This is a genomic window from Spirillospora sp. NPDC047418, from assembly GCF_040643275.1.
In the GTDB taxonomy this organism is placed as follows: Bacteria; Actinomycetota; Actinomycetes; order Streptosporangiales; family Streptosporangiaceae; genus Spirillospora.
The window spans coordinates 1-17,513 of the sequence record NZ_JBEYTW010000111.1 but is presented as its reverse complement, the minus strand read 5'-3'; the positions used below and the strand labels follow the sequence as shown (position 1 = coordinate 17,513).

Genomic DNA, 17,513 nt, shown 5'->3' with positions numbered 1-17,513 from the left:
CTCAGCCGGTGCCGGGCGCGAAACCGTCCTCGTAGAGGCCGGCGAGGATGTCGTAGGAGCGCAGCCGGTCGGCGTGGTCGAACACCTGGGTCACCACCATGACCTCGTCCACGCCGGCCCGCTCGATCAGGGCGTCCAGCTGCTTGCGGACCGTCGCCGGCGAGCCCATCACCTGGTCGGCGAGCCGCGCGTCGATCATCTGCCGCTCCAGCGGCGTGTACGGGTGGGCCACGGTCTCCGCCGGCGTCGGCAGCGGCCCCGGCCGGCCCTGCCGCAGCTTCAGGAACGACAGCGCCTGCGGCGCCGCGAGTTCGCGCGCCCGCTCGTCGGTGTCGGCGGCCGTGACCGACACGCCGATCATCGAGTACGGCTCGCTGAGCGCGCCGGGGCGGAACGAGTCGCGGTACAGCGTCAGCGCCGGGACGGTGTTCTCGGCGCTGAAGTGGTGCGCGAAGGCGAACGGCATCCCGAGGAGCCCGGCGAGGCGGGCGCTGTAGCCGCTGGAGCCGAGCAGCCAGATCGGCGGCTCGTTCCCGGCGGCGGGCGTCACCTTGCTGTCGGCGCCGAAGTAGTCGCGCAGCTCGATGACCTGCTCGGGGAAGTCGTCCACCGAGAGGGCCTCGGGGGAGCGGCGCAGCGCGAGCGCCGTGGCCTGGTCGGTGCCGGGCGCGCGGCCGAGGCCGAGGTCGATGCGCCCCGGGTACAGCGCCTCCAGCGTCCCGAACTGCTCGGCGACGACCATCGGCGCGTGGTTCGGCAGCATGACCCCGCCGGACCCGACCCGCATCCGGGACGTGGCCGCCGCGACCTGCCCGATCAGCACGGCCGTCGCCGAGCTGGCGATGCCGGGCATCGCGTGGTGCTCGGCGAGCCAGTACCGGTGGTAGCCGAGCCGCTCGGTGTGCCGGGCCAGGTCCAGGGTGTTCCGCAGTGCCTGGCCGGACGTCGAGCCGCTGACGACGGGGGCGAGGTCGAGGACGGAGAAGCGCACGCTCATACCCTGTGCCAACCCGCCGGGCGGCGGTCCTCTTCCCGGCTACCTCGTCAGTTCCCGGCTACCTCGTCAGCATGACGGCGGCGGCGCCGGCGAGGGCGATCGCGACCGGGACCGTGACGCAGAGCCAGGAGCAGTTCACGAGCGTGCGCGCCCGCGCGGGGTCCTCGGCGAAGCGGGTCTCGGCGCGGGTGTAGAGGAGCGCGGCGACCACGGTCAGCGGCAGGAACGCGATGGTCGTGAGGAGGCCGAGGACGAAGGCCGCGGCCTGCCCGAACCGGGTGTAGGTCCCGTCCGGGCCGATACCGAAGGCGAGTGAGGGGGCGGAGGCGGCGGCAGGGGCGGTTTCGGTCATCTCAGCGCACCGATCACTAGAAATGTGACCCGGATCATACGCGTCGTGATCGCCCCGCGCGAGGGGCCGGCCGCCCCTTTCTCGGACGGCCGGCCCAACGGGCGTCAACGCAGGTTCAGCCCGAGCAGGACAGGGTCGTGGTCGGACGAGCGGAACGCGTCCGGCCGGTAGAACTCCGGCGGGTTGAACTCGGTGTTGTAGTCGAGGAACACCGGCTCGTCGCTGTTGATGTGCCAGATCGTCGCGCCCGTCACGCGCCGCGACAGGCCCTTGCCCGCCAGCGCGTGGTCCAGCTCGCCCGACTGCCCGTCGAACACGTAGCTGTACCGGTCGGCGGGACGGACGAACCGCTGCGTCTGCGAGACGAGCCCGGCGCCGGTGAGCACCCGCACCGGGTCCTCGGCGGTGTAGGCGTTGAGGTCGCCGACGACGAGCGGGTTCGGCACGCCGTCCGCGATCGCCCTGATCGCCTCGGCCTGCGCGACGCGGCGGGCGTTGTAGCAGCCCTGCCCGTCGCCCTGGTCCTGGTCCGGGCCGGTGGCGTCGCCGCAGCCCTTCGACTTGAAGTGGTTCACGATCATCGTGAACGCCGTCCCGCCGGACGCGGGCCGGAACGTCTGCACCAGCGGCGGCCGGTCGAAGACCGCGTCCCGCGACGAGCGCGCCGCGCCGGCCGGGGCGACCTTCGCCGGCTTGTAGATGAGGGCGACGTGGATCTCGTCCGTCCCCGGGTACGGGTGCCGCACCCACGCGTACGTCCCGGCGCCGGCCTCCTCGTTCAGCCGGTCGACGATGGCCTTGACGGCGGTGTCGCCGTTGTTCTCGACCTCCATGAGCCCGACGACGTCGGCGTCCAGGCCCCGCAGCGCGGCGGTCAGCTTGGCGAGCTGCCGCTCCTGCTCCGCCGCCGTGTCGGCGCCGCGCCTGTTCAGCGTCGTGAACCAGTTGAGGGTGTTGAAGCTCGCCACGCGGACGTCGCCGCCGACGTGCCGGGGCTTCTTCCGCGCCGGGTTGGTGTTGGCGAAGTGCGCCGTCCGGGTCGGTTCGAGCCGGTATTCGCCGAACCCGTAGTGGAGGACGCCGGTGAGCCCCTGCGCCGAGTCGCCGATCCGCAGCACGCGCGGGTCGGTGTAGGGGATCGTGTCCGGGTTCTGGACGTTCGACCCGTCGTCGATGAGCAGCTTGCGGGCGTCGTTCGCGGCCTGCGTCGCACCGTGGCCGTCGGTCGGCTGGAAGAGCCGGCCGCCCGCGGAGACGGTGACCTCGCCGTACCGTCCGAGCTGGTAGACCTCGGTGGCGGTGAGCCGCTGGCCGAACCGCAGCAGCATGCCCTCGTACCGCTCCAGGGTCGCGCCGCCGCGCAGCGGCAGCCGGACCCGGGCCGGGGCGACCCGTCCCGTGCCGCACACGTCGACGGCGGAGACGGGCGACAGTTCGGTGAGCCCGTTGTACTCGACGGCCTTGCCGGTGACGAGGACCCGGTCGCCGACCGCGACCTCCGCGGTGGAGTAGACGAAGAGCCCGTCGGACGTGCGCGGGTCCCGGTCGGGCGTCGGGTCCTGGACGAAGAAGCCCTTGAGCTGGTCGGACCGCTGGAAGTCCGCGGTGACGACGCCCTCGACCCGGACGGTCCGCCCGGCGAGCGGGCCGGCGTCCCCGCTGCCCTGCACGTCGGCGATCTGGTGGTCGGCGGGGGTGCCGCAGGTGGGCGGCTCCGCCGCGGCGGCCGCCGACACGCCGGCGGCGAGGCCGGCGGCCAGGACGGTCGCGAGTGCTGCTGCTGTTCGGCGCATGGCGGGAGAGTAGGGCGGCGCGTCGGCGGGTCGGCGAACCGTTAATGAAGACTCCACCAATTTGCAACGGAATGTCGCAATCTTGGGCGGGACTCGACCCGGCCTTTGCGAAACGGTGCGCGGGCCCGGTTGGATTACCGGCTGGAGGCGCGTACCGCAACCCCCGAGGAGGGCCGTGACCGTCCCGCCCGCCCGCTCCGAGCCGCCGGTCCCGCCCGTCCGCTCCGAGTCGCCCGTCCCGCCCGTCCCGTCGGAGTCGCCCGGCGGGAAGTACGCCCGCACCCGCGACATCGTCGCCGTGTTCGTCGTCCTGCTGATCGCCACGGCGGTGCTCGTGGTCGTGCTCGTCCAGGCGTGGCCGGAGGGCCCCCGGATCGGCCCGGACGGGCGCACCGAGATCACGCCGGGCACGAGGACCGCCCACTTCCCGGGCTGGTCGCCGACGCTGTCGCGGGAGACGAGCCTGTTCATCATCGTGATGGCAGGCGGGGCCCTCGGCGGCATCGCGCACGTCCTGCGGTCGTTCTACTGGTACATCGGCAACCGGGCGCTGCGCCGGAGCTGGCTGGCGATGTACCTGCTGCTCCCGTTCGTCGGCGCGCTGTTCGGCCTCATCGTCTACCTGGTGGTGCGCGGCGGCCTGACCTCCCCGTCGGGCGGGGCGGCCGACATCAACCCGTACGGGATCACGGCCATCGCCGCGCTCGTCGGCCAGTTCTCCCGCGAGACCGCGGAGAAGTTCCACAGCGTCTTCGCGACGCTGCTCGCGCCCGCGCCGCAGGGCCGCGACCACGTCCTGACGCCGCAGGTGACCGGGATCGAGCCGGTCAGCGGCCCGCCCGGAACGCGGGTCACCATCACGGGGACCGGCCTGGCGTCCGCGACGGTCGTGCTGTTCGGCACGGCGCGGTCGCCGGCCGCGGACGTGACCGACACGCTCGTCCGGGCGGTCGTCCCGGAGGGGGCCACCTCGGCGTCGCCCATCGTGCGCACCCCGGCCGGCGCGGCGGCGAGCGCGGAGGCGTTCGTCGTCGAGCCGCCTACTTAGCGTCGCGCCAGTGGTCGTGCCAGGCGTCGTAGGCGGCGCCGGGCAGCACCCGCGGCAGCTCCGACGTCGGCAGCCGGCCCAGTTCCGCGCCCGTCCGCGCGGCGCCGAACTGCAGCTCGGTGGCGTAGGCGGTGCGGTGCAGGCTGCGCGGGCCCGCGACCAGGCACGTGTGCCGGGGGCCCGGCAGCTCGCCGTCGGGGATGGCGGCGCCCACCGCGAGGCTGTTGGAGACCGTCACCCAGGCGCCGAGCTCGGTGACCCGCGCCTCGGCGCCCTGCTCCTCCCAGCGGTGCTCCAGGATCGGCTTGGAGAAGATCGGGACGAGCAGGTGCGACACCCCGCACGCCAGCAGCTCCCGGTCCCAGCGGATCGAGCGGCCGAGGTCCTCGCAGATCAGCACGGCGAGGCGGCCCAGCGAGGAGTCCAGCACGCTGATCCTGCGGCCGGGGCGGATGTGCTCGGCGGCGGTGCCGGTGTCCGGCGCGTCGGGCAGCCGCCACAGCCGCATCTGCGCGGCGTCCAGCGTGAAGCCGGACAGCTTGTCCTGGACGAGCAGTTCCCGCCCCGTCCAGCGGTCGAGCAGGACGGCGCGGTTCGGCGGCGGGTCCCCGCCGCCGAGCGGGCCGCTGCCGAGCAGGAGGAAGCGCAGCGGCCGGCGGGTCCGGTCGCGCCCGGCCGTGTCGAACGCGACCTCCTTCCAGTGCTCCAGCAGCGCGTCCGACAGCGACGCCTCGGGCATCACGGCGAGCTGCGCGCCGGACTCGTCCAGCGTCCGCAGGATCGCCTTGATCCGGCTGCGCAGCCCGGAGGAGTCCATCGGGCGGAGCCGGTAGACGGCCGCGCCGTCCCGCTCGGCGAACTCGATCTCGACGTCGTCGTAGGTCTCCAGCATCGGCGCGCAGCCGACGGCGACCGGCTCGTCCCGGCTGAAGTGCGGGTCCTGGACGGTGGGCAGGACCGCGTGGTCGATCATGTCCCACGCCTCCGGCGGGACGCGGTGCACGCCGAAGAACTCGGCCTTGGACCGCAGCCCGCGCGGCCGGCCGGGGAACGCGCAGCGGGGCAGCAGCGCGCCGGTCGTGCCCGGCCCGTTGAGCCTGCCCTCGGTCAGGTAGGTGACGAGCACTCCGGCCAGCGCCGGCGCGCCGTGGTAGGGCGCATAAGGGCTGGCGTGCGCGAGCGCGATGTCGAGCCCGAGCAGGACCATGAACCGGCCGCGGTCGCCGTACTCGGCGATCATCTCCTCGGTGACGGCCGGGTCGAGGACGCCCCGGTCCAGGACGATCTCGCCGATCTCGTTCGCGCGCCGCCGCACCAGCTCGTCCTCGTACCACCGGGTGGCCGTCCAGCCCTGGAAGACGTCGTCGGGCATCGCGTCGTAGAGCTGGACGAAGAGATCAGCTGGTTCGGCCGGGTGGGCGGCTGCTGCCAACTGATCCTGCATAAGCGCCCCCGGGGGTCGACAAGGCACGGTCACTGGTGGTGGGTCGATGCTAACTCTCCCGCGCCCGCCGTACCGTGTCGTCCGCAACAGAGCGGCGGAGGCACGTGAGGCGCACATCACTTGACATTCACTTGGCATGGGCGCACGCTGGAGGAGTCCGGCGATGCTCGTCGACCCAGGAGTGAGCCGTGAACCCGTCCAGCGACACCGCCCCCGACTATCGCGACCGGAGGACCGAGATCCGGCGCCTCATCGACGCGATGGAACACGCCAAGGTCATCGGCGACGGCCACTTCTCGGCGCTCGGCATGCTGATCACCGACGCCTCGCTGAGCGCCGACGAGCCGGCCCTGACCGAATGCCAGGACGGCCTCCAGTGGCTGCACCGCCACTATCTCGACGTCGACGCCCTCGACGGCGCGCAGCGCGAGCAGCACGGGCGCATCCTCGGGATGATCGACGTCGTGCACTGGGCGCTGAAGCGGCTGCCGTCCGGCCTGCAGCTCGCGCTCCAGCCCGACGGGTACGCCGCGCGCTTCCTGGTGGCCGTGGCCCGCCGGGAGGGCCTGTCCAACCAGCAGCTCGCCGCCGAGCTCGGCACCGACGAGACCGAGATCAGCCGCGTCGGCCGCAAGCTGCTGTCCGCGGGCGTCGTGTGGCGGCGCAGGGAATGGCGGCACAACGCCTGGGACCTCACCCCGCGCGGCCGGCACTACCTGGAGACCTCCGGCCTGCTGCCCGCCGACCCCGGGCCGGACCGCCCGGCCGAGCGGCACCGGCACTCCCACTCCCCGGACGCCGTCCCGCGCCGTGCCGAGGCGCCCCGCCCGGCGCCGTCCCGCGACCGCCCGCGCCCGGCCGAGGGCTGAACAGCGCCCGCTCAGGAGCGGCGCGCCAGCGGCAGCGCGAGCAGGATCACCGCGGCCGTCAGCCCGAACGCGGCCGGGAAGCCGGCCTGGGCGGCGGCCACCCCGAACGCGGCGCCGCCCACGCCCATGCCGCCGTCGTAGCCGATGTTCCACAGGGCGCTGACCGTCCCGTACGCGGACGCGGGCGCCCGCTCGTACATCATCGCCAGGCTCGCGTTCTGGGTGACGCCGAAGCCCGCGCCGAACAGCACCATCGAGCCGAACACGGCGGCCGGGTGCGGGACGAGGACCAGCAGCGCGATCCCGGTCCCGGCGACGGCCAGCGCGGGCGCCAGCAGCCGCGCGGCGCCGTGCCGGTCGCCGGCGCGCCCGGCCCACCAGCGGGCGGCCGTGGTCGCGGCCGGCTGGACGAACAGCGCCGCCGCCGCGACGCCCCCGGCCGGCACCGCCTCCGGCAGGAACGTGATCAGGATGCCCGCCGCCATCGCCGTCGCGGCGAACGCCGCCGCCGGGCGCAGCAGCGCCGGCGACCGCAGCCCCGCGACCATCCCGAGCGGCCGCTCCGGAGCCGGCGCGGGGGAGGCGGCGCGGGTCGGCAGCCGGTTCGGGATGCCGGGCAGCAGCACGAGGGCGGCGAGCGCGAGCACCGCGCTCGCGACGAAGACGGGCGGGTAGCCGACCCGGTCGGCGAGCCACACGCCGAGCGGCAGCGCGAGCACCGCGGGCGCCCCGGAGGTGATGCCGAACAGGCCGAGCGCCTCGCCGCGCCGCCCCTCCGGCGCGAGCGCCGCGACCAGCGCGTTCGGCAGCACCACCGCGACGCCGAAGCCGAACCCGCGCACCAGGCTCGCCCCGATGATCACCGCCGTGCCGGACGAGGCCGCCAGCGCGAGCGGCGGCAGGGCGAGCAGCAGCGTGCCGGCCGCGAGCACCGTCCGGTACCCGAACCGGGTGAGCAGCCGGGGGAGGGCGAGCTCGGCGAGGACCGTCGTCAGCATCAGCGCGCCCGTGGCGAGGCCCGCGCCGGCGCGGCCCGCCCCGCCGTCGACCGCGTACATCGGGACGACCGACAGCAGCAGGAAGACGCCCGCCAGGCTCGTGACGGTGGCCGCGAGCACCAGCACCAGCGGCCGCGTGACCAGGCGCGGACGGGTCCCGCCGGCGCGTGCGTCGTCCCGCGGTGACTCCCTCATGCCCGCGACATTAGGCGACCCTCCCGACATCGCGGTTGTTGAGTTGGTTGCTAAGAACACCGCCTGACGATGTGAGAAGAGTTCATTACGCGCGCGGGGCGTGATCGGCACAGTCGTCAGCATTCGATGTCGCGGCCCACCCCCCTGGAGCAGGAATGCGCCTCCGCACCTTGTTCAGCACCGCCGTACTCGGCGCGGCGCTCGCCGTACCGGTCACGGCGCCCCAGGCCATGGCGGCGCCGCCGGGCTGCGACGCCACCGACGCCGACATCTACGCGGCGCCGCCGGCGGCGGTCACCGGGAAGCCGGGCGACCTGCTCGCCTGCCGTCCGGCGAAGCTGACGAACATCCCCGGCGACGTCCCGATGAAGGCGTGGAAGGTCCGGTACGTCTCGACCGACGCCAAGGGCCAGAAGAACATCGTGACGGGGACGGTCGCGATCCCGGACGCCGCCTGGACGAAGGGCGGCTCCCGCCCGACGGTCGCGTTCAACCCCGGGACGCTCGGCTCCGGCCTGCAGTGCGCGTTCTCCAAGCAGCTCGCCGGCCAGTACGTCGACATGTACGAGGGCGGGAACCTGCAGCTGTTCCTCAAGGCCGGGTTCGCGGTCGCCGCCACGGACGGGGCCGGGTACCTGAACGGGCAGGTCCACACGTACATGATCGGCGCGAACGCGGGGCACGCGCTGCTCGACGTCGTCCGGACGTCCCGCCAGATCCCCGGCGGGACGCTCGGGGCGGACGGCAAGGTCGGCATCTCCGGCTACTCCGAGGGCGGCGCCGCCTCGCTGTGGGGCGCGCAGCTCGCGTCGTCCTACGCGCCGGAGCTGAACGTGGTCGGCGCGGCGGCGGGCGGCGTGCCCGGCGACCTGAAGCTGACCGCCAAGCAGCTGAACGGCAGCTTCTTCGCCGGGTTCCTCGCCGACGCGCTCGTCGGGCTGCACGCCGCCTACCCGGAGATGCCCTTCACCGAGCTGATGAACGACAAGGGCCGGCAGGCCATCGAGGACGTGCGGACGAACTGCCTCTTCGGGACGCTCGCGGTGTTCCTCGGCGCCCGCGTCGAGAACTTCTCCACCGACAAGCTCACCCTGGAGCAGCTCTACGCGCTCAAGGGCCCGGACGGCGTGACGTGGAGCGAGATCGTCGACCGGCAGAAGCTCGGCGTGGACATCGGCACGCCCTCCTCCGGCGCCCGGTACGAGATCGGCTTCCCGGTCTTCCAGTACCGCGGCTGGCTGGAGGAGATCATCCCGCACGAGACCGAGGACGGCACCCGGCAGGCGTACTGCAAGGCCGGCATCAACACGACGTGGAAGAACACCTACCCGACCGAGCACCTGTCGACCGACTGGGGCGCCGCCGGAGACGTGGCGAACTTCCTCGGCGACCGCTTCGACGGCAAGCCCGTCCAGGGCAACTGCTGAGCTAAGGAGATCAAGGACATGACAGCGGGTGTCGCCGATATCGGCAACCGAACGCCGCAGCCGGACATCTCCGGCACGGTCCCGTTGCCCGAGCGCATCGCGGTCGTGGTGTTCGTGGTCGCGCCGATCCTCGGGCTGCTGGCGGCCGTCCCCCTCCTGTGGGGCTGGGGACTCGGCTGGACGGACGTCGCCATCTTCGCCTTCCTCTATCCGCTCAACGCGCTCGGCATCACGGTCGGCTACCACCGGCACTTCACGCACGGCGGTTTCAAGGCCAAGCGGTGGCTGCGCATCGCGCTCGCCGTCCTCGGCGGGCAGGCGATGCAGGGGTCGGTGGTCCGCTGGGTCGCCGACCACCGGCGCCATCACAAGTACTCCGACCAGGAGGGCGACCCGCACTCGCCGTGGGCGTACGGGCCGGGCGTGTGGGGCCTCACCAAGGGGCTGTATCACGCGCACATGGGCTGGCTGTTCAGCAAGGACCGCACGTCCCGCAGCAAGTACGCGCCCGACCTGCTCAGGGACAAGGACATCCGGTTCCTGTCCCTCGACCCGGTCTACGCGCTGATCGTGCTGTCGACGTTCCTCGTCCCGATGGGGCTCGGCGCGCTCCTCACGTTCTCCTGGCACGGTGCCCTCACGGCGCTGTTCTGGGCGGGCCTGATGCGCGTGTTCGTCGGCGAGCACGTCACGTTCTCCATCAACTCCATCTGCCACGTGTTCGGCAAGGAGGACTTCAAGACCCGGGACAAGGCCCGCAACGTGTGGTGGCTGGCCATCCCGTCGTTCGGGGAGTCCTGGCACAACCTGCACCACGCCGACCCGACCTGCGCGCGGCACGGCGTCCTCAAGGGCCAGATCGACATCAGCGCCCGCGTCATCTGGCTCTTCGAGAAGCTCGGCTGGGTCTGGGACGTCCGCTGGCCCGACCACGAGCGCCTCGCCTCCAGGCGCGTCATCGACACCGGAGAAGCAGCATGAAGGACCTCCCCGCACTCGACCGGACCCCGCTGATCGAGCGGCTCGCCCGGTTCGCCAAGGACTTCCCCGGCGACCGCGCGTACACGTTCATGGACTACATGACGGACCCGGACGGCGTCGCGACCCACGTCACCTGGGGCGAACTGGACCGGCGCGCCCGCTCCATCGCCGCCGCGATCCGCCGCGCGACCGAGCCGGGGCGGCGCGTCGCGCTGCTCGCCCCGCAGGACCTGCACTACGTCACCGGGTTCCTCGGCGCGATGTACGCCCGCGTCATCGGCGTCCCGCTGTTCTCCCCGGACCTGCCCGGCCACGGCGACCGGCTGCTCGCCGTCTACCAGGACGCCGAGCCCGACGTCGTCATCACCACGCGCGCGTCGCTGCCGGCCGTCGAGGCGTTCCTCGGCGGCGAGTCCGTGCGCGCGCCGGCGGAGGTCATCGTCGCGGACGAGGTGGACGCGGCGCTCGACTGGGCGCCCGAGCCGATCGACCCCGACGACGTCGCCTACCTGCAGTACACGTCCGGGTCGACCCGCACCCCGGCCGGTGTCATCATCACGCACGGCAACTTCGCGACGAACGCCGAGCAGCTGTGGCGGACGTTCGAGGGCATCCCGCGCGAGTCGTCCGGGGTGAACTGGCTGCCGGTGTTCCACGACATGGGCCTGGTCACCACGGTCGCGCTGCCGCTCGTCTACGGCAACCCGGGCGTGATCATGGACCCGGTGGCGTTCATCATGCGCCCCGTCCGCTGGCTGGAGCTGCTCAGCGAGCAGGAGCACGCGTTCACCGGCGGGCCCAACTTCGCCTACGAGTACCTCACCGCGCAGGTCACCGAGGAGGAGAAGGCCAAGCTCGACCTGAGCGGCGTGCAGGTCTTCATGAACGGCGCGGAGCCGATCCGGGAGAGCACCCTCACCGGCTTCTACGAGGCGTTCAAGGACTGCGGGCTGCGGCCGGAGGCGCAGGTGTGCGCCTACGGCCTGGCCGAGGCGACCGTGTACGTGTCGGCGTCGTCGCGGTTCCGGACGCCGACCCGCGTCGCGTTCGACCACGAGGCGCTCCGCCGCGGCACCGCCGAGCCGTGCGACGCCGGCGCGCCCGGCGCGATCCAGCTGATCGCGTGCGGGACGTCCTACGGCCAGCACGCCGTCATCGCCGACCCGGAGAGCGGCGTCCGGCTGACGGACGGGAAGGTCGGCGAGATCTGGGTGCACGGCCCGAACGTCGCGGCCGGCTACTGGGGGCGTCCGGAAGCGACGAAGGAGACGTTCCAGGCGGAGCTGTCCGGCACGGTCGGCGACCTGCCGCGCGGGCCGTGGCTGCGCACCGGGGACCTCGGCGTCCTGCACGGCGGCGAGCTGTTCGTCACCGGCCGGATCAAGGACCTGGTCATCGTGGACGGCCGCAACCACTACCCGCAGGACATCGAGTTCACCGTGTCCGGCGCGCACAAGGCGATCCGCAGCGAGTACACCTGCGCCGTCTCGGTCGACGCGCACTCCGGCGCGGGCGACACCGAGGGCCTCGTGGTGATCGCCGAGCGGAACCGGCGGGTGCCGGTCGCGCTCCTCGACGTCGCGGAGGTGGCGCGGGCGGTGCGGGCGGCCGTGAAGCAGCAGCACGACCTCCGGGTCCACGACTTCGTGCTGATCGAGCCCGGTGGCCTGCTGCGCACCAGCAGCGGGAAGATCGCCCGGTCCGCCTGCCGCCGGGCCCACCTCGACGGGACGCTGCCGGTCACGGAGGTCACCGCGCGCGCCGAGTGACGCTCACGCCTGCTCCCCGTCCGCGCCGTCGCGCAGCCAGACGGGGAGCAGCAGCATCAGCTCCAGCCGGATCGCCGGGTCCTCGATGTCGTAGTCGAACAGCTCGTGGAGCTGCGCGAGCCGGTACCGGACGGTCTGCGGGTGCACGCACAGCGCGTCGGCCGCGTCCGTCGCGTTGAAACCGTGCTTCAGGCACTCCAGCAGTGTGACCGCGAGCCGGGACCCGCGGTGCGCGCCGAGCGCGGTGAGCGGCGCGAGCCGGCGCCGCGCCGCCGCCGCGGCGAGCGTCCACCCCTCCTGCAGCAGCAGGTCCGGCATGTGCCGGTCGGCGTGCACGAGGCCGGTCCCGGCCCGGCCGAGCCGCCCGGCCGCCAGCAGGTCCAGCGTCCGGTGCGCCCAGTGCAGCGACACCGCGGCCTGGTCGGCGGGCACCGACGGGCCGACCGCGCCGGTCCAGCCGCCGAGGGTGGCGGTGAGCCGGTCGGGCCCGCCGGGCCGGTCCGGGTCGGGCATCACCAGGCACGGCCGGCCCCGGTCCAGGCCGCTCAGCAGGAGCGGCGGCAGCCCCGCGGGCCCCTCGCCGCCGCTGCCGGGGCGCGGTGACAGCACGATCACCGCGAGCCGCTCGGGCAGCGCCCAGCCGGCCAGGTTCGCCTGCTCCACGACGACGTCCCGCGGCGCCGCCGGGTCCGACAGCAGCAGGCTCAGCAGCCGGCCGCGCCGCTGCTCCCGCTCGCCCGCCGCCTTCTCCCGCGCCCGCGCGTACCCCTGCGCGGCGGCGGACGCGAGCAGGTCCAGGTAGGCGAAGTTCACCTCGGTGAGCGCGATCGCCAGCTCGCGCGGCTTCTGCAGCCGGTCGGCCTCGCGCGACAGGTACCGCCACGCCGTCCGGGACGCGACCCGCAGCGCGTTCTGCAGGTGCTCCAGCGAGCGGCCCTCCATCGCCTCGCCGTACCCGATGTCGAAGAAGACCTGGTGGACCTCCTTCCAGGACGCGTCCGGGTCGGCGATCATCTGCACGAAATGGCCCATGCCGCGGGTCACCGCGACGCGCATCACCTCGACGTACACGGGGTCACCGGGGCGGGCGTACTCGGGGACGTGCCGGAGCACCCCCTCCACCATGATGTCGGCCAGTGCCGGAAGGTGCGGGCGGATCCACTGCGCCTCCTCGCGCGGAACGTCCCGCCACGGCTCGCCCGACAGATCGTCGGTCTCCGCGGATCGCTCGTACAGCTCCGTCACAGTGCCACCTCCGTCAGCGAACACCCGGGCCGCCAGGCTAAGTAACCTGCATCACACACGACACTCACATCAGTGACAACGCCATCTCCTTCGTTGTCATACGCGGCGAAGAACCACGTGGGGGGACCTACCGAACCTCGCTCCGTTTTATAGCGCCGGGACGGAGGGCCACCGCACGCGAGGCTCCCGTTTCGGGGCGGTGCGGGCGGGTAGCGCTCTGCAACGGAGGTCGCCTGATGGATCGTGGAGCCGTGCCCGTCGTGGCGGAGGACGGGCGGCGGCGGATCGCCCGTACCGATGTGCTGCTCGCCGAGCCGCGGCTCGCCGAGGCGGCCGGCCGGCTGGGGCGCGGGGTGGTCAAGGCGGCCGTCGTCGCGGCGCAGCGCAGGGCGCGGGCGGGCGACATCCCGCCCGGCGCGGTGGCCGACGCCGCGGTCGCCGCCCTGCCGGTGACGGCGGCGGGGCTGCGGCCCGTCATCAACGCGACCGGCGTCCTGCTGCACACCAATCTCGGGCGCGCGCCGCTGTCGGACGCCGCGCGGGAGGCCGTGGCCCTGGCCTCGGGCGCGACCGACGTGGAACTGGACCTGGCGACCGGGCGGCGGGCGCGGCGGGGCCGGTCGGTGCTGGCGGCGCTGGTGGAGCGGGTGCCGCGGGCCGAGGCCGCGCACGTCGTCAACAACGGCGCGGCGGCGCTCGTGCTCGCCGCGATCGCGCTCGCGCCGGGGCGGGAGATCGTCATCAGCCGCGGCGAGATGGTGGAGATCGGGGACGGGTTCCGGATCCCCGAGCTGCTCGCGGCGACCGGCGCGCGGCTGCGGGAGGTCGGCACGACCAACCGCACCACACCGGACGACTACGCGGCGGCGGTCGGCGAGGAGACCGGGTTCATCCTGAAGGTGCACCCGTCGAACTTCCGGATCGAAGGGTTCACGCGGGGCGCCGACGTCGCGGAGCTGGCCGGGCTCGGAGTGCCGGTCGTCGCCGACATCGGGTCGGGACTGCTCACGCACGAACCGCTGCTGCCGGACGAGCCCGACGCCGCGTCCATGCTCGAGGCGGGCGCGCAGCTCGTCACGGCCAGCGGCGACAAGCTGCTCGGCGGGCCGCAGTGCGGGCTCGTCCTCGGGCGGGAGGAACTGGTGCGGCGGCTGGCGCGGCATCCGATCGCGCGGGCGCTGCGGGTCGACAAGATGACGCTCGCCGCGCTGGAGGCCACCGTCCGGGGGCCGCGCACCCCCACCGAGGACGCGCTGCGCGCCGACGCGGCGGTCCTGCGCGAGCGGGCCGAGCGGATCGCGGCGCGGCTGCGGGACGGCGGCGTCGACGCGGCCGCCGTGGACAGCGCGGCGGCGGTCGGGGGCGGCGGCGCGCCCGGCGTCGTCCTGCCGAGCGCGGCCGTGTCGGTGCCCGAGCACTGCGCGGCGCGGCTGCGGCGCGGCGTCCCGGCCGTGATGGGACGGGTCGAGGACGGGCGGTGCCTGCTCGACCTGCGGCCGGTGCCGCCCGAGCGGGACGACGACCTGGCCGCGGCGGTCCGGGCGGCGGCGGTCCGGGCGGCGGCGCGATGATGCACGTCGTCGCCACGGCCGGGCATGTGGACCACGGCAAGTCCACCCTCGTCCGCGCCCTGACGGGGATGGAGCCCGACCGGCTGGAGGAGGAGCGGCGGCGCGGCCTGACGATCGAGCTGGGCTTCGCCTGGACGACGCTGCCCGGCGGCGACCGCCTGGCGTTCGTGGACGTTCCCGGGCACGAGCGGCTCGTGAGCACGATGCTCGCCGGTGTCGGGCCCGTCCCGGCGGTCATGTTCGTGGTGGCCGCCGACCAGGGCTGGCAGCGGCAGTCGGCGGAGCACCTGGCGGTGCTGGACGCGCTCGGCGTCCGGCGCGGGCTCCTCGCCGTCACGCGCTGCGACCTCGCCGACCCCGACCTGGCCGATCTGGCGCGGGAGGAGGCGCTCGCCCACATCGCCGCCACCTCCTTCGGCGAGGTCGAGGCCGTCATGGTCAGCGGCGCGACCGGTGCGGGCCTGGACGACCTGCGCGCCGCGCTGGAGCGGCTGACCGCGTCCCTGCCCAGGCCGGACGCCGATGCCGACGTGCGGCTCTGGATCGACCGCGCCTTCACCGTCCGGGGGAGGGGCACCGTCGTGACCGGGACGCTCGGCGCCGGGACGATCCACGCCGGCGACCGCCTCGCCATCGGCGGCGGCCTCGCCCGCGTCCGCGGCCTGCAGAGCCTCAAAGAAGACCACGACCGCGTCGGCGCCGTCGCCCGCGTCGCCGTCAACCTGCACGGGAGCGTCGCCGCGGCGGGCCGGGGCGAGGCGCTGCTCACCCCGGGACGCTGGCTCACCGCCGACGTCGTCGACGTGCGGCTGCGCGGCGAGCCGGCGCACGACCTGCCGCGCGAGCTGACCCTGCACGTCGGGTCGGCGGCGGTGCCGGTCCATGTGCGGCCGCTCGGCGGCGACACCGCGCGGCTGGCGCTGCGCCGCCCGCTGCCGCTGCGGGCCGGCGACATCGCGCTGCTGCGCGACCCCGGCGCGCACCGCGTCCCGGCCGGGGTGACGGTGCTGGACGTCCGCCCCGAGCCGTTCCGCAGGCGCGGCGCGGCGGCGGCGCGCGCCCGCGAGCTCGCCTCGGTCGGCGCGCGGCCCGACGGCGCCGCCGAACTCCGCCGCCGCGGGCTCATCACGCGGGCCGAGCTGGTGGCGATGGGCTTCCCCGTCCCGTGCGCACCGGTGGCGGGCGACTGGCTCGCCGACCCCGGCCACTGGGACGACCTGCGCGAACGCCTCATCACGGCGGTCGAGGAGCACGCCGCCGCGCACCCGACCGATCCCGGCCTGCCCGCCGACGCCGCCCGCCGCGCCCTCGGCCTGCCCGACCGCGCCCTCGTCGAGGCACTCGCCGCCGGCATGCACCGCCGCGACGGCCGGATCTACGGGGAGACGACCGCGCCCGAGCTGCCGCCGCCCGTCCGGGAGGCCGTCGACGCCCTGCGCCGGGAGCTGGGCGCGGCGCCGTTCCAGGCGCCCGACGCGGGCCGGCTCGCCGAACTCGGCCTCACCCCGAGGCTGCTCGCCGCCGCCGCCGCGACCGGCGCGCTGCTGAAGGTCGGCGACGGCATCGTCCTGCTGCCCGGCGCCGACGCCCGCGCCGCCGCCCTGCTCGCGGGCCTGCGCGCCCCGTTCACGCTGAGCGAGGCGCGCCGCGCGCTCGGCACCACCCGCCGCGTCGCCGTCCCGCTCCTGGAGCACCTGGACGAGCAGGGCTACACGGTCCGGGTGGACGACCTCCGGCGGCGCTGCACCCGGGAGGGGTAGATGAAGAGACTGACCCAGTACGCGCACGGCGGAGGATGCGCCTGCAAGATCCCGCCCGGCGAGCTGGAGGACGTCGTCGCCGGCCTGGACACCGTCCCCGCGGCGCCCAACACCGAGCTGATCGTCGGCCTGGAGACCGGCGACGACGCCGCCGTCGTCCGCCTGCCCGGCTCCCGGGGCGGGCTCGCCGCCGTCGCCACCGCCGACTTCTTCACGCCGGTCGTCGACGACCCCTACGACTGGGGGCGGATCGCCGCGGCGAACGCCCTGTCGGACGTCTACGCCGTCGGCGGCCGCCCGCTCGTCGCGGTGAACCTGCTCGCCTGGCCCCGCGAGGTCCTGCCGTTCGACCTCGCCCGCGAGGTGCTGCGCGGCGGGCTGGACGTCGCCGCCGCGGCGGGCTGCCACGTCGGCGGCGGCCACAGCGTGGACGACCCCGAACCGAAGTACGGCATGGCCGTCACCGGCGTCGCCGACCCGGCCGCCCTGCTCCGCAACGACACCGGCAAGCCGGGCGTGCCGCTCACCCTGACCAAGCCGCTCGGCATCGGGGTCCTCAACAACCGGCACAAGGCGACCGGCGAGGTCTTCGCGCACGCCGTCGCGGCCATGGTGGAGCTGAACCGCGACGCGTCCGCCGCCGCGCTCGACGGCGGGGCCGTCTGCGCCACCGACGTGACCGGCTTCGGGCTGCTCGGGCACCTGTACAAGCTGGCCCGCGCGTCCGGCGTCACCGCCGTGGTCGACGCCGCCGCCGTCCCCTACCTGGACGGCGCCCGGGAGTCGCTCCGCGCCGGCTACGTCAGCGGCGGCACCCGCCGCAACCTGGACTGGGTCGCCCCGCACACCGACTTCGGCGCAACGTCCGAGGAGGACCGCCTCCTCCTGGCCGACGCGCAGACATCCGGCGGCCTCCTGATAGCGGGCGAGATCCCCGGCGAACCGATCATCGGCGAACTGCTCCCCGCCGGAGAATACCCCCTCATCATCCGCTAGCCCCCTGTTGATCTGCGGCGTGTTGTTGTTATGAGCGCCTCCATAACAACAACACGCCGCAGGTCAAC

General features: G+C 74.4%; 14 protein-coding genes. 8 read left to right on the top strand and 6 right to left on the bottom strand.

The window, feature by feature from the left end:
• Nucleotide 1 precedes the first annotated feature (1 nt).
• The 3 genes from ABZ806_RS39220 to ABZ806_RS39210 all read right to left on the bottom strand — a co-directional run bounded on the left by ABZ806_RS39220 (nt 2) and on the right by ABZ806_RS39210 (nt 3,142).
• Nucleotides 2-997 carry an LLM class flavin-dependent oxidoreductase gene (locus tag ABZ806_RS39220; protein WP_500223582.1) on the bottom strand — a complete coding sequence of 332 codons (996 nt, stop codon included), beginning with the start codon at nt 995-997 and terminating at the stop codon, nt 2-4.
• A 58-nt stretch (nt 998-1,055) separates the two neighbouring features.
• Nucleotides 1,056-1,349 (bottom strand): hypothetical protein, encoded by a 294-nt coding sequence (locus ABZ806_RS39215; RefSeq protein ID WP_500223581.1) that lies wholly within the window; start codon nt 1,347-1,349, stop codon nt 1,056-1,058.
• 104 nt (nt 1,350-1,453) lie between these two features.
• Nucleotides 1,454-3,142 carry an ExeM/NucH family extracellular endonuclease gene (locus tag ABZ806_RS39210; protein ID WP_500223579.1) on the bottom strand — a complete coding sequence of 563 codons (1,689 nt, stop codon included), beginning with the start codon at nt 3,140-3,142 and terminating at the stop codon, nt 1,454-1,456.
• 175 nt (nt 3,143-3,317) lie between these two features.
• Between ABZ806_RS39210 and ABZ806_RS39205 the strand changes: the two genes are divergently transcribed.
• Complete coding sequence (locus tag ABZ806_RS39205; protein WP_500223578.1) at nt 3,318-4,190, top strand: IPT/TIG domain-containing protein; 873 nt, start codon at nt 3,318-3,320, stop codon at nt 4,188-4,190.
• On the opposite strand, the gene ABZ806_RS39200 is transcribed toward ABZ806_RS39205, so the two are convergent.
• Complete coding sequence (locus tag ABZ806_RS39200; protein WP_500223576.1) at nt 4,183-5,622, bottom strand: hypothetical protein; 1,440 nt, start codon at nt 5,620-5,622, stop codon at nt 4,183-4,185. The genes ABZ806_RS39205 and ABZ806_RS39200 overlap by 8 nt on opposite strands.
• 200 nt (nt 5,623-5,822) lie before the next feature.
• On the opposite strand from ABZ806_RS39200, the gene ABZ806_RS39195 reads away from it, so the two are divergent.
• Nucleotides 5,823-6,503 (top strand): hypothetical protein, encoded by a 681-nt coding sequence (locus tag ABZ806_RS39195; protein WP_500223574.1) that lies wholly within the window; start codon nt 5,823-5,825, stop codon nt 6,501-6,503.
• An 11-nt stretch (nt 6,504-6,514) separates the two neighbouring features.
• On the opposite strand, the gene ABZ806_RS39190 is transcribed toward ABZ806_RS39195, so the two are convergent.
• A complete protein-coding gene (locus ABZ806_RS39190) occupies nt 6,515-7,696 on the bottom strand; it encodes an MFS transporter (protein WP_500223573.1) in 1,182 nt (393 codons plus the stop codon).
• A gap of 155 nt (nt 7,697-7,851) precedes the next feature.
• Here ABZ806_RS39190 and ABZ806_RS39185 point away from each other — a divergent pair, with 155 nt between their 5' ends.
• Genes ABZ806_RS39185 through ABZ806_RS39175 form a run of 3 tightly spaced genes read left to right on the top strand, consistent with a single transcriptional unit; the run spans nt 7,852 to nt 11,873 of the window.
• Nucleotides 7,852-9,123, top strand: coding sequence for a lipase family protein (locus ABZ806_RS39185; protein WP_500223571.1), 1,272 nt, complete (start codon nt 7,852-7,854; stop codon nt 9,121-9,123).
• Between the two features lie 18 nt (nt 9,124-9,141).
• Nucleotides 9,142-10,104, top strand: coding sequence for an acyl-CoA desaturase (locus tag ABZ806_RS39180; RefSeq protein WP_500223569.1), 963 nt, complete (start codon nt 9,142-9,144; stop codon nt 10,102-10,104).
• The gene (locus tag ABZ806_RS39175) at nt 10,101-11,873 is read left to right on the top strand and encodes a fatty acyl-AMP ligase (protein ID WP_500223568.1); all 1,773 of its coding nucleotides are present in this window, start codon (nt 10,101-10,103) and stop codon (nt 11,871-11,873) included. Before ABZ806_RS39180 ends, ABZ806_RS39175 begins: the two co-directional genes overlap by 4 nt.
• Nucleotides 11,874-11,876: 3 nt before the next feature.
• Here the strand turns inward: ABZ806_RS39175 and ABZ806_RS39170 are convergent, their stop codons facing one another.
• Complete coding sequence (locus ABZ806_RS39170) at nt 11,877-13,118, bottom strand: PucR family transcriptional regulator (protein WP_500223567.1); 1,242 nt, start codon at nt 13,116-13,118, stop codon at nt 11,877-11,879.
• A gap of 236 nt (nt 13,119-13,354) precedes the next feature.
• Here ABZ806_RS39170 and selA point away from each other — a divergent pair, with 236 nt between their 5' ends.
• The 3 genes from selA to selD are packed head-to-tail and all read left to right on the top strand — an operon-like array spanning nt 13,355 to nt 17,445.
• The gene (selA, locus tag ABZ806_RS39165; RefSeq protein ID WP_500223565.1) at nt 13,355-14,689 is read left to right on the top strand and encodes an L-seryl-tRNA(Sec) selenium transferase; all 1,335 of its coding nucleotides are present in this window, start codon (nt 13,355-13,357) and stop codon (nt 14,687-14,689) included.
• Nucleotides 14,686-16,449 carry a selenocysteine-specific translation elongation factor gene (selB, locus tag ABZ806_RS39160; protein WP_500223563.1) on the top strand — a complete coding sequence of 588 codons (1,764 nt, stop codon included), beginning with the start codon at nt 14,686-14,688 and terminating at the stop codon, nt 16,447-16,449. Before selA ends, selB begins: the two co-directional genes overlap by 4 nt.
• The gene (gene selD / locus ABZ806_RS39155; RefSeq protein ID WP_500223561.1) at nt 16,450-17,445 is read left to right on the top strand and encodes a selenide, water dikinase SelD; all 996 of its coding nucleotides are present in this window, start codon (nt 16,450-16,452) and stop codon (nt 17,443-17,445) included.
• Nucleotides 17,446-17,513: the final 68 nt, after the last annotated feature.